Genomic DNA, 22,882 nt, shown 5'->3' with positions numbered 1-22,882 from the left:
CCCAGCTTCCGAAGAAACTGGGGTTAGAGCTTTGCGAGAGTCCCCGAAGGGAGCTCTTACTATAATTTCCTTATAAAGTCGGCTAAAACTTTATAAACAAACTATACCTGATGGCGAAACAAAATGCAAGCACTTTCTTGATCTTTGTTATCCGAAATTTAGGGAGTGTTGCTAGAATAATCCTGCATCGGGCAAATCAATCACAAACTTTTTACGGTTTATTTCTTCCCCAGTCTCCAGATCGATCATGACGAAGTAATACTCGCTCAGCAAAGCATAAGCCTGGCTCATCAGGACAAATTTCTCGCGGACCATCCGATCGCTCGCCTGTTCATTGGGCGAATCCGCTAAGAGCGTAACTTCATTGGAAATGAGGTTCTCCATGCCATCGCTGAAGTACATCTTCAGTTTCCTTGCCCTTCGTTCCGTGGAGACGGCTTGCACCTGCAGGAAATCCAGATAAGTGACGATATTCGTGATGCGGTCGGTGTTGCTGATCAACTGCACATCCACCGATTTATGCATTTCTTTTCCGCGCTCGGTTGTGATATCCAATACCGGTATCATAACTTCCTGCGGCAAAATACCGCCGTGGACGAAATTGGAACCGCCGCCTTGAATAGCCAAGCGCGACGCCCCTTTTGGAATATGCACGTACACTTCTTCCTCAGCCATGACGTCCACACGGAAGTCCAGTAAAGCTTGATTTTGGCTGTCTGCTTCGCGGTTCGTGAAGAAGCGGCGGTTCGATGCGATGACATCGGTTCTCTCGGCGGTCACTTTATCGAGCGTATGCAAGGCATCACGCGTGTAGAGGAAGCCGTGATCGGCTGTCACGATGAAGCGAACGGCACTGACGCCGTTGAAGAGCTTATCGATCAGGCGCATTAGCTCCTGCTGCGCAAGTTCGACCGCCTCGAAGACATGGCTTTCACTGGCGGCATGATCACCGATCGCATCAATTGTATTATGGTAAATATAGAAAACTGAGCCGTTGCCGGTGAATATTTCCCGCAATTCACTTCGGGAACTGTTCAACACCTCTTTGGCATCGACCGCCTTCGCTTTATCCACATCCAGTTTGGCTTGCAGGACGGCATTCCGCTGATTCAGCCCTTTTGTGCCCATGCCATCGGCCAGCACATCCCCATTTGGTGAAAGACTCAGCTGATGATGCGGCAAAAGGCTAGCCATGCCCAATTCGGTATAGGACGGCACCACACCCTGCAGCGCATGCAGGTTCACGTTATAATGGGTGCTCGCTTCCAGCTGTTGTCCCAATTCGACAGCCACTTCATAACGCAAAGCATCCGAGATGATCACAAAAATCCGGTTCTCTTTGGCCGCATAACTGCTGATCCAATCTTTGTAAAAACGCTCCTGTTTCATGGTGTTCTCCACCGAAAAGGCAGTTGCATCTTTGAAGAAGGTCATCCAAGTCTCAGCCAACTTTGCGAGGAAGCCATTTTTGTAATAGTTCTCGACGGTCATGCGCAATGAGGCAAAGGCATCGAATAATCCGGTGCCCTTGTCGTAGGCAACATAGAATTGGCGATAATAGCTATCCAAGAGATAGTAGTGCTCCTCATATTTTTTCCAGAAGGCCTCTTTCTGATATGGGAAACCTTCCTTTTCAACCAGATGGACTTGCTTCAACAGACGGATGGCTGCCAGCAATGCTTCATATTCATCCGCAAAAGCTGCGAACCAATAGGAAGATCTGCGATTCAGGACGATATGCTCGAATTCATCGAACAGGATGGCTCCTTCGGCCAACTGCAGCGCGATGCCTTCCACAAGTTGCCTATCGAAAGCCTGGAACGTATCCGATTGCGCCAACCATTTCGCCGGCTTGTTCTTCATCCATTTGATGATCTGCAAGTCTTCGAATACTGCATCAGACAGCTGATTGTAGCTGGCTTGTTCATCGCGCAGGTTCATCCAGCGATTCAGGAAGACCACGCAATTATTTGCTTGGCTCAACAGCTGCTTCTCCCAATTCGCCGGGACTTTCCCTTCGAATTCGGCGTGCAGCTTCGTTTGGAATACGGCTTGCACCAATGTGTCAACAGTCCGTTCCTCTTGGCTGTAACCGAAGGATAGCTTAGCCAAGTGCCAGAACGCATCCGGTCTGCCGAACTTGATGACTTGTTGCCAGAGGTTGTCCTGCCCGATTCCGTACTCCGTGAAAAGGGAGCGAAAGACGCCAAAAGCATGCAGCTCCTTCGTCTTCGTCAACACGCACAGTACCGCAAGTTCCAGATCATGTTCAGTGATGCCCTGTTTCTCCGCCAATACAGTCGCGAATTGTTTACGGCGTTGTTTATTGTTGAAAAACAAGGCATAGGACCGGAAGAACACATCGCTGGTCTCGATTGTGATGCCCAGCTCGTCCTTCAGGTTCTCCATCGGATCCATTTTGAATTCCTGGCTGTACAGATACATATCCAGCAACGGATTCCTCTCATTCTCCGGCCGTTCGCCCTCGAAATAGAGGAGTACGTTCTGTTCGGCGTGCATGTATTCCACCAAATATTTCATTTCAAAGTAATGCTGCTCATCGCAACGCAACACCAGCACATCCTCCAGCTGATACTCGCCCAATTCATCCGAAAAGGTTTGCGATTTATCGTACCAGAAGATGATGCGGCGTTTCTGATAATCCTCTAGCGGCTGCCGGAACAGTTCCTGCAACCTTTTTTCTGCTTCATACATGTCCATCATTATCCCCTCAAAAAAGCTCTCTATTCATCTTAAAGCAAACCGGGACGAACTACAATTCATTTGTTGCCATATGGAAACATTCCCGCGCCGAAAAAGCAAAGAGGTTGCCGATAGGAAACAGTGTTCCTTTCGGCAACCTCTATTACAGCTAAATTTTTTCGAATAAATTCTTTTTCTCGGAACGGCCGTTGTCTTTCTTGAACGGGATGTCCTGGAACTTGGCATAGTTCACTTTCACGCCGTCATCCAGATCCAGAGCGATTTCTTGGTCCGCCAATTGCTTCAAAATCAGATCATACTCGCGCAACTCCTGCAATTGGGAGGCGTAATTTTCGCTCTCTTTCCGTGCCCGTGCCACTTCTTTAGGGGAAATATTGCCAGCGATGATGACCTGCGCATGCTCCATCAACTGGTTCAGGGTCGTCGTCAGCTTCAGGACATAGTCGGTACGGATGCGCGCTAACGTGTATCTATCATAGCGATGCAAATACATCAAGCCCTTGAAGGAGCCTTTCTTCCCGCTGCTGAACTGCCAATAGATCGGACGCTTCTGGTAAATCTTCAGGTGATCCTTGTAGAAATCCTTCATGAAGTAACGGCGGATCGTATCCTCGGCCGTCTCAGAATCCTTCATCCCTAGAGTGGTAGCGATGAACTGAAGATTCTCGTTCAGCGTATCCCCGCCATAAATGATCGCCAACAATTCCGCAATCTTCGAAACGATATCATCTTCGAAATAATGTTCAGCCGTGATTGGGATGATGTTGTCCTTATCCGGCTTGTACGCGCCGTAATCATCGAGACTGAACTCACCGCCCGCATAAGCCAGTCCCGGCTTATCCAAACGATAGCGCCCGAAAATGACCCCGACCAAATAGGATAAGAAACTACGGACATCGCGCTCGACATTCGCTTTTCGGACCGTGACGTCTTTATCTTCCACTTCTGGAGTCAATTCATCCTGCAGGCCATAGATATCGATGAAGATACGGTTCAGCTCTTCCTCGTTGGCTTTCAATTGGTTGAAGCGGTCTTCTGCGATTGCACCCCAATCTGCATATGCTTCGGATATTTTAGAATAATTATTTGAGTCTTTAACAAGAGGATGTTGGCTAAAATCCCATGACGTTTCAAAGCTATCCCAGTCTCCTCTAGAAATATCTACATTTATTCCAGTTAACTTATTTATTAATTCCACATTATAATTATCAATTTTCACTGGAATACTTTCGATGTTTCCAATATTAAATGTTAAAGTTGGATTTAGTATTCTTAATACATGCGTGACATATTTACTACATAGCAATGCTAGTATATACATTTCTAGTGACTTATCCGGAAAAATAGAAGCTCCCCTACCATCAAAAGCGAAACCATTAAAGGAATATCGTGCTCCTAAATTTGATGAACTAACATCTGACCAATTTACAGATTCTTTAAAAAAATGCTGTAAGTTAGCAGAACGATAGCCCGATAATTTAGTCATATATTTACGAGAATCTTCATCATACCCCAACACGTAATCATTATTTCCATACCATTTTCTGTATGAACCACCCTTATTATATGGTACATATCTTCGCCCAGTTTGATTAAATGATTCATTACTTTCGCTATTAAAGGAAATATCATTATTTAAAACTTCAAACCATAATTTTAAACACTTATCATTGTCACCAGTTGACATGCCATGTAGGGGTTTAGCGAAATGTAGCATTGAATAATTATTTTCAAATATAGAGGTCCATCTACTGCTTATCCAGTAGCTTATGGGTACTCCCGGAATTGATTTATATTTTCTTTCAGAAGAATAATAAGTCAATTTATCATCGAAAACATTATTTTTTTTTTCTTCTGAATTATCCAAGTCAATCAATCTTACATATCTTCCATTATAATCCCTCAGTTGTTCATTTAATATTACAAAAGCAGTATTTTGAACAACTTCTCCACCAATTCCGGGGAAAGTTCTGCTTCCAGTGTGTGCCATGTTAATTATAGTTTGAGTATTCAAAATAAACTCACGTAGTTTTTCAAAAGAAGAAAGGAACATCCAAGATTGCTGATTAATCATTGCATAATAACCATCTTTTTTTGTTATCCAAGTTGATACATCCATAAATACTGCAAACAAGTCTGCTTTTGTATTTGGATAGTATTTTCTAACATAATCCGTGAGTTTTGGATCCATCCCTTTGCTGCCCATATACGGTGGGTTCGTCACAACAATATCGTATTTCATAGTCAGCACCTTATACTGATCTATGAGCTCTTCGATAATTGGAACCTCAAAATTCAGGTAGCCCTGCGCGATGATATCATCGATACCACCGTTTTTTAAATTTTGGATGGCTTCTTCTACAAGGCTGATATCAACGGGTTCCGGTTTCAGTATGGAACCAAATATTTTAGCATCGTGGAATTGAGCGTATAGTTTCTCCAACTCTTCATTAACGGCTTCTTCATCCGACAATGTGGTGTTGCGGAACAACACCAGCCCATTACTTTCTTCAAAGCCAATCATATGGAACAGCACTTTGCGCGAGAAGAAGCGGCGGTCATAGGAACGGGCTTTCATGGCAATCGAAAATGAAGCCAATTGCGCGGCGCGTTTATCGATATCCATCCCGAATAAATTATTCTCTACAATTAATTGCGGGATTTCGCGCGGACTGTATCCTCTTTCCAGATAAATCTCCCTCAATACATCGAAGGCATGCAACAGCATGTGGCCCGAACCCATGGACGGGTCCATCACCTTGATGTCCTCCGGTTTCAGATTCTCATATTTCAATGCTGTCAGTTGCTCCAGCACTTCCGGCGTTTGTTCCGCTGCCTCCAGATAATAGTGTAGTTTTTCCTGCAGCTTGCTGGTGGCATTGTTCTCGATCCACAAACGCCCCAAGGAGTTATCGACGAGATATTCCACGATCCATTTGGGCGTGAATAGTTGCGTTGCCGGTCCAATCGATTGCTTGCCGATTTTCTTGTTTTTCTTCAAGTCCGCAAAGATTTGATCTTTTTCTTCGGAAACGTAGAACTGATACAGCCAGCCGACGATTTCAATATCATCCCAAGCCTCTTCAGGAATGAGAGTAATCAAATCCCGGATGATGCCATTATCCTGCAATAGATCATTCGGCAGGAGCAGGTAAAAGTCTCCTTCTACAGGAGAGAAAACATTCGGCAACATTTTTTCCAGCTGCATCCCTTGTTTCTCGATAATATATTTAAATAATTCATTGATGTTATGCGTATCTTGTAAGTGATAGATCAATTCCTTATCGAGCGATAATTCCTCTACCAACTGCAGCACTTCCGTAACCGCATCGGGTTCCACTTTATTTGCATTCAAAGCAGATAAAATCCGTGTCCGGATCGGCAAATAATCATGCACTTCCATGAAACGCAAAGCGACAAGACGGTTGAACCACGTATAGGTCGCCGTCTCCATTACCGCTTCGTATCCATCAATCTCCACTCTTCTGCGCAGATGGTCGTATAACATTTGGGTTTTATTATCAAAGATGTGTCCATTCACGATAAAGCCATCAGCAAGGGATTGAACAGGCGCAATCCCTTCGACAGTAATACCGAACTGGGCCGCACGGTTGCGGACACCTGTCGCTATTTTTTTTCGGGCACTAACTGCAAATTTCTTTAAAGCTGTATTATCCATCATTACCCTCACTTTATTGCGATTTTTTATTCATTAGATGAAACGAATGGTCTTGCCTTGTTCGAGTACCTTTTCCAGCTCTTTGTGAATGACAGCCAATAAAGCATCCAAATCTTCTTCTGTTTCGATTTTTTCGTATTTCAGTGGAATCAGTTTGTTCTTATGCACAAATTCCGGTTTCTTGGTTATTGGAACTACCGGCTCTATGATTACCGGATCATTTCCGCCATCTATTGGAGGTAACGGAGATATAGGTTTAGGCGGTGTTACCGGCGGTGCAGGTTCCGGCGTCATTTTCGAGATAAAATCATTGATCTGCGTGCTCAACTGCTGCGTCAGATGATCGATCTGTGAACTGTAGGAATAGAGATCGGTCAATGTTTCCGCTCCAAGGATTTTGGTTTTCAGCAAGCTGAAGCGATCCTTGATCAGTGGTTCGAATTTGGATCTGACTGCTTCTATCGTAGTGATCGTATCTTCCAATGCGGAAACTTTTTGTTGGATTGCCTCAAGCAATGGTTCGGTTTTCTGATCTAATTCGGTAAGCAAGGCTTGCTCGTATTGGTGATTAAGATCCGGCAATTCTTTGATGAAGTCATACGGCATACTCATCGCCAGTATTTCCGATATCCGTTTACCGGCTTCTTTGGCCTCGGCTGTCTGCAGCAAATCCTGGTCGATTTCATAACGTTTACGCAGCCTGAAGCTGGTATCAAAGACCGGCTTTTGGGATTCGAAGAAGGATTTGACGGGTTGGATGTCATCGTACAGATCCAGTAACTCATCACGCTTGTCGTACAGGCATCTGAAGAATTGGTCGGCATCTTGGTATTTAAGGATTTCCTTGATGCTCAGCAGCAACTCGTTGATTTCATTTTCGCCCGGATAATGGCGGTGACGGTATTCTTCAAGCAAGTTCGCCATCTCTTTCTGGGTCCCGGACAGCAACCTCGCTGTTTCTTCCTTCAAGTCGTCTTCTTTTTCCGACACCAGATTTTTCCCGTACATCTCTTTCGCGACGGTTTTGGCATTGCGGATCAGTTCTTCGCCGATGACTTTGCGTTTTTCGACCATGATTTTTGCCTGCGATGGATTTTGTTTGATGGTGCGCGGGAACATCACATCGTGGATATTCATCATGCTGCCGCTGGACTTGAATTGGATTTTTTCGTCCTTCAGCAGGCGGATCAAGCTGACCAAAATGTCGTCTTCGCGCCAACCGTACGGTGCTTTCCCGAACACTTGGACGATTTCGAACAAGGATGTGATCATCTTGCGTTCCGTATGTTGTTGGATGTATTGTTCCAAGGCATCGGTTGCCAAACGGTTCGGATCATCCGAATTATCGTGCAGAAAATTGATCTGTCCTTGCGAAATGATACCGCTGAAATCATCGCGGTCATAGAACTTGGTGATGTACTTGATTTTCAGGTACACATTTTCAACGACGTCATGCAGCCCTTGATCCACCTTTGTGGTCGGATTTCCTGCAAGGGATGCCTCACTGCCGTTGATGTAGTAGGTGGCATTCTGTACCGTTTCGCGCACTTGGCGTTCAACGGATTTCATCAGGTCGTTCCGCTCATTCGATTTGCGGTCGATGATTTCACGTTTGATGCCGGAATTTTGTTTGCTGGATTGGCTGCGCAGATATTCATTGATCTTCAGCAGCATCATCGTGTCGTCGTAGAAAGTCCCGGAATCGCCCAGACCGATTACCAGACGGTTTTCACGCGTAGACAATTGTTGACGCGCTTCACGGTTGCGGTAATCATCGCTGTACGGCGTCACCACGTGGATGCCGATTTCGGCCGTCGCGTTGCCGCGCGCCGATTCGTCGATCCATTTGGCGCAGTCGAAGTCATAAGCAACAACCTTCTTTTCCGCGAAAGGAACGTATTTGTATTTTTTCAATTCAAGTACCGTATCGTAGATCATTTCCCCGATATAGGACTGCATCTTCGAGGTCGGGATATCCATATGGTTGATTTCACGGTTGATATCCTGTTCCTCATTCGTCAAGAACAAGTATTCCAAGCCCGTGCGTTGCACCAAGTACTCTTTCGTCAAACGGTCCAAAGCAGCCGTGATCTCTTCGGTCAATTTCAAACGGTCAGCATCCAGTTCATCCAGCATCAACGTGGCGATGTTTTCGACGGTGCTCGGCACGGATTTCAAGTACCGGATCAAATACAGAACCTTCAGCACGTCCACGTCGAACGGTTGAAGGGTCGGCGTGGATTGCGCCTTGATGATGGTCGCCCGGACGGAGTGATCCAATCCTTGGTCTAAGTGTCCATAGAATGTTTGGAAAGGAATCAGCAGCCCCATATCCTGATCGGCATATTCCAACGCGGCATATTGGACAGCACCCAACAGGTTCCGTTCCCCGCTGGCGAAGTGCTTACCGGCTGAGCTATTTTCACGGATTTTTGTGAAAACTTGCTGCAACAGATCCAATTGATAAGGGATCATCGGGTAAAAATCGCTGAAGTCATTTAAGGAATCATATTTCTTCAAAGAAATGGTGCCATCGGAGAAATTGATTTTGTTGCGCAACGAGGCTTGGATATCGCTTGTATACAATAATTGCATCGCATCTTTGCCGGCATCATTCTTTTCCAACAACCGTTTTTTGATGACTTCATCCGCATTGGCGGAGCTCAGGCTCAAACGCGTATTGAAGCGGCCTTGGATTTTGGAGAAATCTTGCGAAGAATGGATATCTTTTTCAAGCTCGTCGATGTCTTGTTGGCTCGTTACGATAACCCATACTTTTCCGAGCGTATACTTGCCCAAGTCTTCTACGATGGTTTGTAAGTCAAGCATGCGATGGACGTCATCGGAGACAAACTGCCCCATTTCATCGGCCAAGAAAACCAAATGATAGTCGGCAGGCTGCTTATCCACATATTTCTTGATGCGTTTCGCAAAGGAATCTACACTGATTTCATAGCTTTCTTCGCCATTATCGATCCAACGGCGGGCGCTCTCTTCGCTCATATTGGCGACTTCAACTAGTGTTTCCACAATCATATCTTCGTTATAATAGATTTCTTCACGCGCATCTTCCCAAGTTAAATCTGATTTCTCCTGGAAGACTTGTTTAAAAGGTGCATATTGGCCGTTCTGATCAAGAATCTCTTCCATTTGAGCAACCCAAGGGATGCTGGCGGAATAGCCCAGCTTTTCATTGAAGACTTTGTTGAAAACTTTGACGATCGATAATTTGCTGTCGCCGTTATCATCCTCCGATTTCGAAGGCGTATTGAACAGGATGACATCGCTTGGCGCATCTGCCACTTGTTGCATTTGAGCCAATAATGCTTGATCCTGCAGCTTTTCTTTAAAGAATTCTACTGCTTTTTTCCCATCGATTTCCAGATTGCTGTCCAACAAATAGGACAAGATTTTCAAAAAATGCGATTTCCCCGATCCGAAGAAGCCCGAAATCCAGACGCCCATTTGATCAGTCGGGACCTGTAGGGATTTCAGGTATTGTTTGAAGAAATAAACCAAATGCGCCTGCAATTCATCGGTAACGACATATTCATCCAACTCTTGGCGGACATCATTTTCTGCTTCTTGTCCGACTTTGATGACTCCTTTAATTTCACGGGCAATATCTTTCTTGAATAGTTGCCTTATCTTCATTTTGCTCCTCCTCTATCTACCTACTAATTGAAAGGCACGATAATAATGATCGTCCTTGAATTCGCCAAACAGTTGCATTTTGTTGTCTTCATACGTACCTGGGAAAAACAAGATCAAAGGCTGATCCTCGATTACGATCTGCAAATTGTTCAGCAAAACATGCGAACGCAGAATCGGATAGATCTTGCCGATGCCGGTTATGAAAACAATGGCACCTGGCTGCAATTCTTCTTTGATCGTCTGCACAAAAACATCCCGATTGGTCGCGATTTTGAGTGCCTTGCGCATGACGCTGAACAATTCTTCGCTGCTTTTCTGCTGTTCCATTTTGATGTTCTTTTCGATGTACCCACGCTTTTCGAAAAAGCGGATCATCATGTCATAAAGATCAAACACCTGAAACTGCAAAGCCTCATTTCGCTTTTGGCTGTATTGAATGAGCTCCGGAATCGCTTGGCGGACAACCAGTTCATCAGCCGCATCATAATCGAAGATGTAAAAGCCGATTTCTCCGCCCAATCCTTTTTTGTTTGTGAAGTTCGGTTCCAGAATAATTTCCTGTAAGTCATTCAGTCTTTCAATAATCTGTTTCATAATAGTTCTCCTAACATAATCTCAACAATCGGTTTGACCCCATTTTTCCGCAGGTACTCCCTCACACCATCGTTGATCAGAATGCGTTTGACTTGATGCTCCTCATGATTGCTGACAATAAAGCCGGATTCGCGCATCATTTGGATAAATCCTCCTGCCAACCGCTCTTTAGTGTTATCTGCCCACTTGGCGACCACTTCGATCTGCTCGCCCTTCTTATACAGAAAATTAATCACTTCTTTTTTCGCCAATTCATTTTGAAGCAGCAAGATTTTTTCGAAATAAATCTCGCGCATGAACTCATAATAAAGCTGATCTGCCTGCAGGATCGCATATGCCAGTATCGCTTTCGCAGTATCTGCGTCGCTGTCCATGAATTTTTCCAATAGGAAATCATCCAAAAAGGACAGGCGATGACTGATTTCTCTATAGGATGTTTTTCTGCGGTCCAGTGAAGGCATCTGAATGGCATTCAATTCAATCGCTTCATATCGTCGCTCTTCTTCCGTTTTCCCTTGAAGCATCATTTCTGCAATGCGTTTACTCTCAATATACATAAAGGGACGATTCATCAATGCCGTCCGATATTTATTCATATGCCACCTTCTTCTGTGCTTATATAACGTTGCTAATTCTGTGTTCTACAAATTATTTATAACAAATTAATTATACCGCAGATTTGCGGGAATGGAATGGCATTTCGGTGCGTTGGATGTATTTCTTCACTTCATCTTTCCAGTTGTTTAACTTTAGTTGCATGATTATTATCACAAAAGCACTTCCAAATATGGGCGTAATATCCCATCGACTTTCAGAACTTTTGCGTACCGCATCAACTTGGACAGGTCTTTGTTTTTTCGTTTCATATATCTTTTCAAGGCAGTCAATTGCACATCTTTATCTGCTTTGTGGCGAGGGATGAACATATCGCAAAGTGTCTTTTCAATGTCGTAGACTAGGATAGGGTTACCGGATGGGCTTTCCATTGAGAGTACTCCCAGATCATAACGGTCAGGAATTGCATAGGATGGGATCACTCCTGATCCAGACAGATTCGCATTGTTGTAACCTTGCGGAAAAGTCATGTGATAGTCGAATGGGGTAACATCTGTTAAATCATGCAAGAACAAGGCAGTTTCGTACGAAAAAATGCCTCTTTTGAACCGAGTTTGCAAAATCTGGAATTCATCAGGAAATTCATCGGCCTTCATATAGATACCATGAGCTACCTTTTGAAAATTTGTATTTTTCTTGATGTACCGGCGTAATTGTTCTGGATGGATCCCTTGACCGGTCACATCCTTAGGCTGAATGATTCCATTCTGTTCCTTCACAATATGGCCTAGCGTCTCCTCAAGTTCTTTATCCCAATCATTTTGTCCAGTTCGCTTTTGAGCCGTAAAAGCGGCGGATTCTGCATTAATCTCCTTATGGTTCTTACTCATAACCGTAATCCTCCCTTCGTGTATTTCATACTATAAATTATATTCCATTATAGTTTCATTATCAAACATATCATTTATTCTCCCAGTTTTATTTGTATTTACACCCCCTTGGCTTCACTCATATCATTTCATTAAATCATCTCAAGGTGCTACACTTTAAATGACTCAAGAGCACTCATAAGATCATCTCCCAACACCCCTTGGAATCGGAAAAGAGGAAAAGAACATGGGTACGCTACGAAACTATGTGGATTCAATTTTTGCGGATTTACCGAAATCGGCGGAAATGTTGCGGCAGAAGCAAGAGCTGCTGGATCGGATGCAAAGACGCTTCGACGAGCTGAAGGCGGAAGGCAAAAGTGAGCATGAGGCGATCGGGATGGTGTTTGCGGAGCTCGGGGATGTCGATGCCATCAGGGATGCGGCGGCAGTGGGCGTTTCCGCAAATGTTCCGGAAGATGTTTCCGGTGCGGGGAACGAACAGCAGATCTATCTGTCCACTGAAGAAGTGGATGCCTATCTGGCCCATCGGCATAGTTTTTCCTGGGCGATAGCGACCGGGGTCTTTCTGTGCATCATGGGCCCGGCCAGTTTGTTCTTAGGGCAATATTTGGTTGACTCTTTTTTCCGCCAACAAGGCCGGGCGAGCGCCCTTACCGGCGTGCTGACGATGGTGCCGCTATTTGTCCTGATCGCAGCGGGTGTTGTTCTTTTTATCCTATACGGTATGCGTGAGGACCAATTTGAGCTGGAGAACAAACACGTCGTACTGGATGCGGCGACCTATAACCGCTTGAAGGCTGAACATAAAGCCTTTCGGCCGCGGTTGGCTACCGCAGTAGCGATTGGCGTCGCCCTCTGCATCCTGGCTCCGGTATCGCTGTTGCTCTCAGCCGTTTTCCTGGGCGAGGATAATAAGCTCTCGCTTGTCTTCCTGCTCAGTTTCGTGGCGATAGGCGTCTTTCTGTTCGTCTATTACGGCACCCAGGATGAGACCTACGAAAAACTGCTGTCAATCGGCGAGTTTGCGAGGGATAGGTCTGAAAAGAATAAAATGGTCGGCATCGTCGCGGGTGTCGTCTTTCCGCTGGCGGCGGCCATCTACCTGATTGCTGGGTTCGTCTACGCAGCTTGGGGGAGCGCCTGGATCATCTTCCCGATCACCGGGATCCTCTTCGGCATCTTCGCCACTGTGTACAGCGGCTACATGGACCTCAAAAAGAGAAAATGAATTTTAACGCAAAAAAGAGAAGGAAAACCGGTCAACACGGTTTCTTTCTCTTTATTTGTTTATTCCGGCGTATTCTCATCCATAATCTCGATATTCGTACGGATCAATTCCTCGATTTGGCCGCTGTCTTCCATTTCATCCAAAATCTCGTTCACCGCATCCAGAAAATCCCCGCTGTCTTTCGCGACGGCGATGGCTGATTCGTTCGGCGTGCTGGCGACGTCGAAGTCGGCGATTTCAAGGCCTTCGTTCTCTTCGACGTATCGCCTCGCAACAGTCTCCACCATCAGGACGGCATCCGCTTTTCCGGTCACCAAGTACAGGATGGCCGTATTTAATTTCGGTACGGACTTGATTTCAGCATCCGGGAAATTTTCCAGCAAGTACGTTTCCTGGATCGTCGCCGTTTGCGTCGCTAGGTTGGCCTTCTTCAGATCGTTTTCCGAGCGGATATCCTCTGCATCCTCCGATTTGATCACCAAGGCATCCTTTTGAGTATAGTAGATATCCGTGAAATCGACGCTTTGTTTTCTTTCTTCCGTAGGGTTCATGCCGGCGATGATCATATCGACCTCGCCTGTGGACAATGCCGGAATCAGGCCGTCGAAATCCATATCTATGACTTCCAGCTCGACCCCCAGTTCATCCGCGATGGCTTGGGCGATAGCGATGTCGAAGCCGATGATTTTGTCTTCGCCGTCCTTCACGAGATGCCACTCATACGGGGGATAATCCGCACAAGTTCCGACGACCAATTTGCCGCTGTCCTTGATTTCCTGCAAGGCGCTGTCTGCATCCGCCGCAGCGCGGTCCGCCGTTCCGCTCGTGTTTCCGCATGCGGCCAAAGCCAAGATGCTCAGCGTTCCCAAAAAAAATTTCATAAACCCTTTTTTCAATCGTTATTCCTCCGCATTCCTTTTTACTCTCAAAAAAAGGATGCCCTTTTCAGAGCATCCTTGCACTTATAATGGTATATTGTTGATTTTATTCTGCTGTATTGTCTTCCATCAATTGCGTGTTTGTTTGGATCAACTCTTCGATTTTGCCGCTGTCTGTCATTTCTTTCAAAATGTCATTGACTGTAGTCAAGAATGCGCCGCCGTCTTTAGCTACTGCGATGGCAGATTGATTCAGTTCACTGTTTACGTCGAATTCAGCGATCATTAAGGTATCATTTTGGGTAACGAACTGTTTCGCAACCGTTTCAACCATCAATACTGCATCCACTTTTCCGGTTGTCAAAGACAGGATAGCAGTGTTCCATTTAGGAACGGATTGGATTTCAGCATCGGGGAAGTTTTCCAATAGGTAATCTTCTTGGATTGTCGCTTTTTGCGTCGACAATGCAGCTGTTTTCAATGCATCTTCAGAAGTGATTGTTGCAGCATCTTCTGTTCTGATCACCAATACGTCTTTTTGAGTGTAGTAGATGTCAGTGAAGTCCACGCTTTGTTTTCTTTCTTCCGTCGGGTTCATGCCGGCGATGATCATATCGATTTTGCCTGTGGATAAAGCCGGGATCAGACCGTCGAAGTCCATGTCTTTGACTTCCAACTCTACGCCTAATTCATCAGCGATTGCTTGCGCAATATCGATGTCGAAACCTACTACTGTATCTTTGCCGTCTTTCACAAGATGCCATTCGTATGGAGGATAATCCGCGGATGTCCCCATCACCAATTTGCCGCTGTCCTTGATTTCCTGCAATTTATCAGTTGTTGTAGCTGCTGAATCTGTTGCGGAGCTGTCCGCTGTCTCGCTTGTGTTGCCGCATGCTGCCAAAGCAAGAATGCTCATTGCACCCAAAGCCCATTTCATTAATCCTTTTTTCATCTTAACCCCTCCAGATATGTTTTTTTATAGGACTTTCGATAAGAAATCCTTTGTCCGCTCACTTTTTGGATGATTGAAAATCTCATCCGGTGTTCCTTGTTCCATCACTTGGCCGTCATCCATGAATAGGATGCGGTCGCCGACTTCCTTCGCGAAACCCATTTCATGGGTCACGACTACCATCGTCATGCCTTCCAAAGCAAGGTCTTTCATTACCTGCAATACTTCGCCGACCATTTCCGGGTCGAGCGCTGATGTCGGTTCATCGAACAGCATCATGTCCGGCTCCATCGCCAAGGCCCGCGCGATCGCGATCCGTTGTTTCTGGCCGCCCGATAAGGATTGCGGGTAAACATCGGCTTTTTCAGTCATGCCCATGCGTGCCAACAATTTTCTGGCAATCGCTTCGGCTTTGTCTTTCGGTACTTTCTTGACTTGCTGTGGTCCGATCATGATGTTGTCCAGCACGGTCAGATGCGGGAAAAGATTGAAGCTTTGGAACACCATGCCCATTTTGGTGCGGATGGAATCGATATCCACACCTTTTTTGTTGATTTCCTGTCCTTCGAAGATCACTTTGCCGGAAGTCGGTTCTTCCAAGAGGTTCATGCAGCGCAGAAACGTGCTTTTCCCGGATCCAGATGGTCCGATGATCACGACCACTTCACCCGAGTTGATTTGTTCATTTATGCCTTTCAGTACTTGTTTGTCGCCGAAGGACTTTGTCAGTTTTTCTGTTTTAATCACTTTGTTTCAACCTCTTTTCTAGAATGTCCACTAATTTGGACACGATTGATGTCATGATGAAATACATCACGGCAGCGACCACAAGTGGGCCAAACGGCAAGAAGGTCGCACCACGGACGGTGTTTGCGGTAAACATCAAATCGCGCAGTCCCAATACGGAAACGATGGACGTTTCTTTGATCAATGTGACAAATTCATTCCCTAATGCTGGCAGAATGTTTTTGATTGCTTGCGGATAGATGATTCTTTGCATCGCCATCGATTTGCTCATTCCGATTGAGCGGGCCGCTTCCATTTGGCCTTTGTCGACCGCTTGGATACCGGAGCGGATGATTTCGGCGATATAGGCTGCCGAGTTCAGCGATACGGCGATGACACCGGACAGGAAGTCAGGTAACTCGATATTGATGACGTACAGTCCATAATAAATGATGAATAATTGCACCATCAACGGTGTACCCCGGACAATTTGGATGTATCCATTCGCTAATAGGCTGAGGAACTTGTTGGGCGACATTTTCATCAATGCCAACCCCGTCCCTAAAATGACACCTAGTACGATCGAACTGATCGAAAGGCCGATCGTATACCCTGCGCCCTGAAAATAGAGCGGCAGATAAGTCTGAAAAAAGTTTAAATCCATATGTAACTAATCCCCTTTTGTATGTAATGAATGATTCATCGGTCTTTCATATGGGTATGAAAAAACCGCCCCCTGTATTGCTACAAGAGACGGGTCAATGTTTGATTCCGCGGTACCACTCTAGTTGATCTGTTGCGAAACAACAAATCCACCTCGATCTTAATAACGCATAAAGTGCGTAAAAGGCTACTGAACGTTCACCTTTTCGTCATCCGAAGTGCGCTTCAATCTGATATTTTACTGCTGGGCTTCCACTCTGTCCCGGCTCGCTGGAGAAAATATTCAAATCTACTCTCTTCATCACTGACTTTGTTTTATTCAATTGTGGTATGAAATCATAATATAAGATTTGAAAAGAACTGTCAACAAAAAAACTATCATCGGATTTTCATCTGATTCTTATTTTCTGTGAAAAGGAGCGAAAAATCGATCCCGTTCTCATATTTTGTTCCAAATTATGCTTCGTCTACGATCTGTTGCACACGGCCGACTTGATCGCCTTCCACCAGCATGACTTTGATGCCATGCGGATGATTGGCGCTATTAGTCAACAGTCGTTTCACATGCCCTCTTGTCAATTTCCCTGTGCGTTGGTCTTTCTTCAATACGATATCGACCAAAGCGCCGATTTTGATGTTTTTTCTAAGTTTTCCGTCCATAAGTTCCTCTTTCTTAAGCAAGCTCTTTGCTTAGTGTGATGATTTGATCGACGGCTTCGTCCAGATAGTGGATTGTATCCTGCAGCGCCTGATCTGTTTTGATGTCTACACCGGCCAAGGCTGCAGCTTCGGCAGCTTCCAACTTGTCCCCTAGTGCCAGGAATGCCAGCCACTCTTCGACGGCGTTCTCTTCTTCGGATTTGACGCGCAGGAATGCTTGCGTAGCGATCGTCAGACCGGCTGAATAGGTGTAGGAGTACAGACCCATGTAGTAATGGATCTGACGCATCCATGTCAGTTCCGCTCCGGCGTTGATTTCCACAGCCTCTCCCCAGAATCGCTCCAGCACATTCCGTTTGATTTCGCTCAATTTGCCGGCATCAAAGCTCTTGCCCGCATCGATCAGGTTGTAGACTTCCCTTTGGTAGGCGGCCTCCAGCAGGTGCGTGACAAAATTATGGAAATAGGTGTCGGACAGCATCTTCGTCAAAGCGAAGCGTTGCATGCGCGCATCCGTGCTCTTGCGGGCCAATGACTCCGTCAACAGCAGTTCATTGAAGGTGGATGGTCCTTCGATCAGATACAACGACGGCTCCGATCCGAGGATGCTGTTGTTTTCATTTGAAAGGATCATCTGTCCGGCATGGCCCAATTCATGGATCAGCGTGTAGACATCAGAAAGTTGGTTCGCCCATGACATCAGGATGTACGGGTGGGTGCCGTATGGGCTCGTACAAAATCCGCCGGTCGATTTGCCGATATTCTGGGCGAAATCGATCCAGCGCTCCGGATAGGCCAGCATGATCCGGTCCACATAATCCTGACCCAATACCGCTATGGCATCCTGCACCATCGCTTCCGATTCTTCGATCGATACTTGGGGCGAATATTCCGGATCAAGCGAAATCTTCAAGTCGGCATAAGTCATTCTGTCCAGTCCGCGGATTTCCTTCAGATGCGTGATGTATTTCTGCATGACCGGCGCAAGGTCGTTCATGATCGTGTCGATCTGGCGGTCGTACAGCTCGCGCGTCACTTCCTGGCCGTAGAGCAGATAGTCGATGACGGAATCGAAACCGCGCATCGTCGCCAGCGTCTTTTCCTTCTGCAGCTGGGTGTAATAGGCAGTTGCTACCACGTTTTCGTAAGCGCTGAGGACCTCCGAAAATTTGTCGAAAGCCGCCCGACGGATCGCCGTGTCGTCGTGATACATGTAGTAATCCTCATAGAGCACGAAGCTCAACGGATACTCCTTCCCGTCGACGCTAAATGTGCCGAAGTCCATGTCGCCAAGGCGGGTCTGCTCATAAATGGCGCTCGGCGCATCCAATGTCGGGGATAGCTGGGCCAAGGCCTTTTCGACTTCAGGCGCCAGCTGGATGTTTTTATTTTTCTTGATGTGACGGATATAGGAAGCGAAACGCGGTGCTTCCGCAACGACTTGATCGAGGGTAGCGGCATTGCAGCCGATCAGTTCCGATTCAAAGAATGTCAGCTGAGCGCTGATGTCCGCCATCGCATTCGCGGTTTGGCGTGACAGTTCGACGTTATCCGGATCGGTCAGGTCGGTCGCTTCCGGCATCATCGCATAGTGATCAGCCAATGTTGCCGTTTCGATGAGCCCTTCGTATTCCTTCATTGCCGCAAGGATTGTTTTGGCGTCCGTGAGTTTGCCTTCGTATACCGTTTCGAATTTTGCTGTTGCGGCTTTTAGACCGTTTAAAGCTGCCTCGAAGTCTGCTCTTGATTTATAGAGGGCGGTCACATCCCAAGTCAATGCCTCAGGTACGTCCACGCGGTTTTTCAGTTGTTCTTGTGTCATGATTTTGGCTCCTTTTTTCGTGCTGTCGACGAATGTCGAATGAATGCTTCCATTATATCGTGAACTACTCGGTCATGAATGACCGAGCTTCTGGGAACAGAGCAGACTTGTGCAATCGGCAAGGTGCCGGAAACACAGCGGTTTCTCCTATGGACCAAAGCCAATCCCTGGCTAGTGCCTTTAACGCTGGGCAAGCGCTTTGTTCAGAATGTTGATGGCCGCATTTACGTCCCTGTCAATGCCGGTGGTGTGACAATGCGGACAATCGAAGGTGCGGATACACAACGGTTTCTTGCCAGTGTTTTCTCCGCAATGGGCGCAGATCTGGCTAGTGTAAGCCGGATTCACCAACACCAGCTCCTTGCCGTACCACTCGCATTTGTATGCCAGCATGGACTTGATCCTCGCCCAGGCGGCATCCGAAATCGAACGGGACAGGTGATGATTCTGCAGAAAATTCTTGGTTTTCAAATCTTCCATGGCGATGAGGTCGTACTTTTTGACTAAACGGGTCGTGTATTTTTGCAGGTAATCATTACGTTGGTTCGCGATCTTTTTGTTGATGCGCGCCACCTGTTCTTTGGCTTTCTGGACATTCTTGAAGGTGGACAGTTCCAAATTTTCGCCGGTTGCCTGTTTGCGGACTTCGATTTTCTTCAACGCCAACAAGCGACGGCGGGCGAATTTTCGTTGCCATTGCCGTTTCCGTTTTGCCAACGAACGTTCGAACTGTTTATTTCTCAGTTTGAAGCCATCAGACTGGCTAGCCAAATCCGTCAGGCCCAAATCGATGCCGACAGCTTTTCCCGTTGATGCGAAAGTTTTCGCTTCGAATGCGACAAGCAAGGTTGCTTCGAATGTGCCGTCCGCTTTTTTGCGCACAACCACACTCTTGATCCGGTCTTTGACACGCTGCAAACCGTTGGCTTTCACCAAGCCCAGTTTCGGCAGTTTCAGGCAGTGGTTGTCGGCGACTTGGATATTGCCGTTCACGCAATTCGACTTGTAGCTGTTTTTCGGATGCCTGCGGGATTTGAATCCCGGGAAACCATTCTGTTTCTTGAAGAAACGATCGTAACTGTCCGCCAGGTCAGCAGAGGTATAGAGCAGACTGGTGCTTTCGGCTTCCTTCAGGAATGGGAATTCGATCTTCATCGCCTTGATCAGGTAGTTCATGCCGAACTTATTGACGAAAGAACCGCCATTTTCATGGCGTGCGATCTGCATCCCGAGCAGCTGATTCCAAAGGAAGCGGTTCAGCCGAAAATTGTTTTCGATGGCTTCCTGTTGGGCGGCAGTAGGATAAAGCCGTACTTTAACGCCTTTGAGTATCATTGAAATCAATCTCCTTTTTTCGTTGATCGTCAATGTATTTCGCGATAGCGTCCTGGTTGGTCGTGCCGATGCTTTCAACAAAGTAACTCGAAGACCACAAGTGCCTGTCTGACGTTTTCCAGTATGCCTTTTTTAGTTCAGGATATTCCTGGAGAAGCAACCGTGCGCTGATTCCTTTCAGCCAGCGAACAATATTGGTTACCGACAGTTTTGGCGGTGCGCTCACCAACAAATGGATATGGTTATCCAATCCGATTTCCATGTGCGCGATCGAGAATCCATAATCTTCCGCAACAGACAGCAAGATCCGTTTCAGCGAATTTCCGATGTCACCCGAGAGAACTTTGTTTCGATACTTCGTGCCCCAAATGATATGATAGTTCAAATTGTAGACAGAAGTTCTACCATGTGTGAATCTATTTTTATTGTCCATATCCAAATTATACTGTGTTAGTTATGACCATGTACAGCAGAAAGACCGCGGAAAGGAAACACGGGTTTGAAAGCCCGTGTTTCCTTTCCGCTAACTCAAAAAAAGCTGGCGGCGTCGGTACGCGAGCGTGCACTGACGCCAACGCAAAAGCCCCCGCAAGCGAGGGCTTGATAATCCTTTTTGTATCAGTAGATCGCTTCGATGGCTTGCACCTGATCATAGAGGTACTGGTTCGTAGGTGCAGGCAATCCGTACTTTTTGGCTTTTTTCAAAATGGTGCCTGAAAATAGTTCGACCTCTGAAGGCCGTTTCGCCAAGCCGTCCTGGCGCATCGACGGCATCCCCAGCGGCGTCAGTCCGTCGATGATCGCCAAATCATTTTCCAGATCGGCTTCCGTCAGGTTGATGCCTTCCTTCTGGGCGATCGGCAGGACTTCGCGCATAGCGGCGATCATCAATTCGCGGGCAGGTCCTTCTTTGTGGATGTCGCGGAAAGTGCCTTCCTTCACCATAAGCACTTGATTCACGCCGACATTCAGCATGAATTTCGCCCACATGCGGTGCAGGATATCCGCTTCAACTACATGCGGCAAGCCTGTTTCTTCGAAGAACGCCGCCACCGCATCCAAACGCGCCTGTTTTTCCGGAGCATCGAGACCTATGCGCAGTTCGCCGATATGGACAGACTTCACATCATTGCCGGTGCGCAGCGCGTCCATCCCTTGGGCTACGCAGTGGACGACCTTCTCGCCGCCGAAAGCTGCGCCGATGACTTCTTCGCTGGAGATGCCGTTCAGGACCGAAAGGATGGTCGTATCCGGACCGACCTGATTTCGGGCGGTTTCGATTGCTTCGTCCAATTGGGTTCCTTTTACGGCCAAAATGACCAGATCCGCTGGTGCCAGGCTGGCATCCGTTTCGTCGACGTATTGGAAATCGCATGGCTCTCCGTTGAAGGAAATGCCTTGTTCATGGTAGCGCGCCATCCGCTCTTTGTTGACGATGATGCGCACGCGGTCCTTCCCGATGGCTTTCGTGAAATGGTGCCCGTAGAGGATACCCAAGGCCCCCAATCCGACGATGGCGACAGTTTCTATTTTCATTTAATCACGTCTCTTTCCGAAAAAATTCTTGAACAACTGCCTCTATTCAGCCGTTTTGTATTTGCGCAACTGTTCGATCAGATACGGAAGATCCGTCTCGAATTGGACGCCATAGTGCAGTTCCCGTCCGCTTTTCAGCGTGCGCTCGATCACCCTATTGTTGTAGTGGACAGCCGTTTCGGTGGCTACGGTCAGCGGCAGATTCTGGAAAAGCAACCCCGCAATGACGCTCGTGAACAGATCACCCGCGCCGTCATAATGCCCGGGAAAATATTTCGCAAAGGCATAATGGGCTTCAGGTTCGCTTTGGCTGACGCAGACGGCCCCGATTGTTTCCAATTCCAAGGAAACCCCAGTCAGCACAACGCTCTTCGGATTCAGCACCCGCAAATCGGCCAACAAATCCGCGACCTCGGCTTCTTTATAGGGTTTCTTCAACATGGGACGTTGCGTCAAAAAGCAGGCTTCGGTCACGTTCGGCGTGATTACTGTCGCTTCCTGGCAAAGTGCCGCCATCTCTTCCACGTATTCCAGCGTGAATCCCGGATACAGGACGCCTTGATCGCCCATCGCAGGATCCAGAATGATGTGGGCATCCTCGGCCGCAAATGTATGGATAATCTCGCGGACGATGTTGATTTGCTGGCGCGAACCCAGATAGCCAATCAGGATGCCGTCGAATTTGATGCCCAATGATTGCCAATGCTGCAGGATGCCGCCCATTTCTTGGGTCAGATCCAAAAAGGTATAGCCTTCAAATTCTTTACCCGTATGGGTGGACAACAGCGCTGTCGGTAGGATGCTCACCCAATTGTCCAGGCAGCTCACTACAGGAACCGCCACGTTCATTGAAATGCGGCAACTGGCGGAAATATCTTGGATAAGCAGTACTCTCGGTTGACTCAAATGCTTCACCCCTTAACTTTAAAAACTCAATTATTCCCATTCTATCATCTTTTCATTGTATTTTCTCAATTTTC

General features: G+C 46.8%; 17 protein-coding genes and 1 other annotated feature. Of the genes, 1 reads left to right on the top strand and 16 read right to left on the bottom strand.

The window, feature by feature from the left end:
* Positions 1-171 precede the first annotated feature (171 nt).
* The 6 genes from pglZ to C8U37_RS10455 all read right to left on the bottom strand — a co-directional run bounded on the left by pglZ (position 172) and on the right by C8U37_RS10455 (position 12,096).
* Positions 172-2,724, bottom strand: coding sequence for a BREX-1 system phosphatase PglZ type A (gene pglZ / locus C8U37_RS10480; protein WP_108033173.1), 2,553 nt, complete (start codon positions 2,722-2,724; stop codon positions 172-174).
* A 148-nt stretch (positions 2,725-2,872) separates the two neighbouring features.
* Positions 2,873-6,406 (bottom strand): BREX-1 system adenine-specific DNA-methyltransferase PglX, encoded by a 3,534-nt coding sequence (gene pglX, locus C8U37_RS10475; RefSeq protein WP_108033172.1) that lies wholly within the window; start codon positions 6,404-6,406, stop codon positions 2,873-2,875.
* A gap of 30 nt (positions 6,407-6,436) precedes the next feature.
* The gene (brxC, locus tag C8U37_RS10470) at positions 6,437-10,057 is read right to left on the bottom strand and encodes a BREX system P-loop protein BrxC (RefSeq protein WP_108033171.1); all 3,621 of its coding nucleotides are present in this window, start codon (positions 10,055-10,057) and stop codon (positions 6,437-6,439) included.
* Positions 10,058-10,069: 12 nt separating this feature from the next.
* Positions 10,070-10,651 carry a DUF1788 domain-containing protein gene (locus C8U37_RS10465; RefSeq protein ID WP_108033170.1) on the bottom strand — a complete coding sequence of 194 codons (582 nt, stop codon included), beginning with the start codon at positions 10,649-10,651 and terminating at the stop codon, positions 10,070-10,072.
* Complete coding sequence (locus tag C8U37_RS10460) at positions 10,648-11,247, bottom strand: DUF1819 family protein (RefSeq protein ID WP_108033169.1); 600 nt, start codon at positions 11,245-11,247, stop codon at positions 10,648-10,650. The genes C8U37_RS10465 and C8U37_RS10460 overlap by 4 nt, the downstream gene beginning before the upstream one ends.
* Positions 11,248-11,418: 171 nt before the next feature.
* On the bottom strand, positions 11,419-12,096 hold the full coding sequence (locus C8U37_RS10455) for a type IV toxin-antitoxin system AbiEi family antitoxin domain-containing protein (RefSeq protein ID WP_108033168.1): 678 nt from the start codon (positions 12,094-12,096) through the stop codon (positions 11,419-11,421).
* A gap of 226 nt (positions 12,097-12,322) precedes the next feature.
* Between C8U37_RS10455 and C8U37_RS10450 the strand changes: the two genes are divergently transcribed.
* The gene (locus tag C8U37_RS10450; RefSeq protein WP_108033167.1) at positions 12,323-13,327 is read left to right on the top strand and encodes a permease prefix domain 1-containing protein; all 1,005 of its coding nucleotides are present in this window, start codon (positions 12,323-12,325) and stop codon (positions 13,325-13,327) included.
* A gap of 59 nt (positions 13,328-13,386) precedes the next feature.
* Here the strand turns inward: C8U37_RS10450 and C8U37_RS10445 are convergent, their stop codons facing one another.
* From C8U37_RS10445 to C8U37_RS10400, 10 genes are all read right to left on the bottom strand, one after another.
* Positions 13,387-14,223 (bottom strand): transporter substrate-binding domain-containing protein, encoded by an 837-nt coding sequence (locus C8U37_RS10445; protein ID WP_108033166.1) that lies wholly within the window; start codon positions 14,221-14,223, stop codon positions 13,387-13,389.
* 88 nt (positions 14,224-14,311) lie between these two features.
* Positions 14,312-15,160 (bottom strand): transporter substrate-binding domain-containing protein, encoded by an 849-nt coding sequence (locus C8U37_RS10440; RefSeq protein ID WP_108033165.1) that lies wholly within the window; start codon positions 15,158-15,160, stop codon positions 14,312-14,314.
* 24 nt (positions 15,161-15,184) lie between these two features.
* Entirely contained in the window at positions 15,185-15,907 is a 723-nt protein-coding gene (locus C8U37_RS10435; protein WP_108033164.1) for an amino acid ABC transporter ATP-binding protein, read from the bottom strand.
* Positions 15,900-16,550 carry an amino acid ABC transporter permease gene (locus tag C8U37_RS10430; protein WP_108033163.1) on the bottom strand — a complete coding sequence of 217 codons (651 nt, stop codon included), beginning with the start codon at positions 16,548-16,550 and terminating at the stop codon, positions 15,900-15,902. The genes C8U37_RS10435 and C8U37_RS10430 overlap by 8 nt, the downstream gene beginning before the upstream one ends.
* Positions 16,551-16,632: 82 nt before the next feature.
* Positions 16,633-16,863: a binding site (T-box leader), on the bottom strand.
* Positions 16,864-17,005: 142 nt separating this feature from the next.
* Positions 17,006-17,209: a YwbE family protein gene (locus tag C8U37_RS10425; RefSeq protein WP_108033162.1), complete on the bottom strand. Its 204-nt coding sequence runs from the start codon at positions 17,207-17,209 to the stop codon at positions 17,006-17,008.
* 13 nt (positions 17,210-17,222) lie between these two features.
* Positions 17,223-19,031: an oligoendopeptidase F gene (gene pepF / locus C8U37_RS10420; RefSeq protein ID WP_108033161.1), complete on the bottom strand. Its 1,809-nt coding sequence runs from the start codon at positions 19,029-19,031 to the stop codon at positions 17,223-17,225.
* A gap of 180 nt (positions 19,032-19,211) precedes the next feature.
* Positions 19,212-20,366 (bottom strand): RNA-guided endonuclease TnpB family protein, encoded by a 1,155-nt coding sequence (locus C8U37_RS10415; protein ID WP_108033160.1) that lies wholly within the window; start codon positions 20,364-20,366, stop codon positions 19,212-19,214.
* Positions 20,347-20,799 carry an IS200/IS605 family transposase gene (tnpA, locus tag C8U37_RS10410; RefSeq protein ID WP_108033159.1) on the bottom strand — a complete coding sequence of 151 codons (453 nt, stop codon included), beginning with the start codon at positions 20,797-20,799 and terminating at the stop codon, positions 20,347-20,349. Before tnpA ends, C8U37_RS10415 begins: the two co-directional genes overlap by 20 nt.
* A 185-nt stretch (positions 20,800-20,984) precedes the next feature.
* On the bottom strand, positions 20,985-21,902 hold the full coding sequence (locus tag C8U37_RS10405; RefSeq protein WP_108033158.1) for a ketopantoate reductase family protein: 918 nt from the start codon (positions 21,900-21,902) through the stop codon (positions 20,985-20,987).
* Positions 21,903-21,944: 42 nt separating this feature from the next.
* Positions 21,945-22,808, bottom strand: a complete 864-nt coding sequence (locus C8U37_RS10400; protein WP_108033157.1) for a pyridoxamine kinase — start codon at positions 22,806-22,808, stop codon at positions 21,945-21,947.
* Between the last annotated feature and the right edge of the window lie 74 nt (positions 22,809-22,882).

This window comes from Trichococcus patagoniensis, assembly GCF_003051085.1.
Taxonomy (GTDB): domain Bacteria; phylum Bacillota; class Bacilli; order Lactobacillales; family Aerococcaceae; genus Trichococcus; species Trichococcus patagoniensis.
Note: the sequence above shows the minus strand (reverse complement) of the source record. Positions and strands in the feature narration are given on the sequence as shown.

Coding starts and splice junctions, on each gene's coding strand:
- pglX (WP_108033172.1), bottom strand. CDS start 6,406: ATGATGGATAATACAGCTTTAAAGAAATTTGCAGTTAGTGCCCGAAAA.
- pepF (WP_108033161.1), bottom strand. CDS start 19,031: ATGACACAAGAACAACTGAAAAACCGCGTGGACGTACCTGAGGCATTG.
- C8U37_RS10450 (WP_108033167.1), top strand. CDS start 12,323: ATGGGTACGCTACGAAACTATGTGGATTCAATTTTTGCGGATTTACCG.
- C8U37_RS10430 (WP_108033163.1), bottom strand. CDS start 16,550: ATGGATTTAAACTTTTTTCAGACTTATCTGCCGCTCTATTTTCAGGGC.
- pglZ (WP_108033173.1), bottom strand. CDS start 2,724: ATGATGGACATGTATGAAGCAGAAAAAAGGTTGCAGGAACTGTTCCGG.
- C8U37_RS10455 (WP_108033168.1), bottom strand. CDS start 12,096: ATGAGTAAGAACCATAAGGAGATTAATGCAGAATCCGCCGCTTTTACG.
- C8U37_RS10425 (WP_108033162.1), bottom strand. CDS start 17,209: ATGGACGGAAAACTTAGAAAAAACATCAAAATCGGCGCTTTGGTCGAT.
- C8U37_RS10465 (WP_108033170.1), bottom strand. CDS start 10,651: ATGAAACAGATTATTGAAAGACTGAATGACTTACAGGAAATTATTCTG.
- brxC (WP_108033171.1), bottom strand. CDS start 10,057: ATGAAGATAAGGCAACTATTCAAGAAAGATATTGCCCGTGAAATTAAA.
- C8U37_RS10440 (WP_108033165.1), bottom strand. CDS start 15,160: ATGAAAAAAGGATTAATGAAATGGGCTTTGGGTGCAATGAGCATTCTT.
- tnpA (WP_108033159.1), bottom strand. CDS start 20,799: ATGGACAATAAAAATAGATTCACACATGGTAGAACTTCTGTCTACAAT.
- C8U37_RS10415 (WP_108033160.1), bottom strand. CDS start 20,366: ATGATACTCAAAGGCGTTAAAGTACGGCTTTATCCTACTGCCGCCCAA.
- C8U37_RS10405 (WP_108033158.1), bottom strand. CDS start 21,902: ATGAAAATAGAAACTGTCGCCATCGTCGGATTGGGGGCCTTGGGTATC.
- C8U37_RS10460 (WP_108033169.1), bottom strand. CDS start 11,247: ATGAATAAATATCGGACGGCATTGATGAATCGTCCCTTTATGTATATT.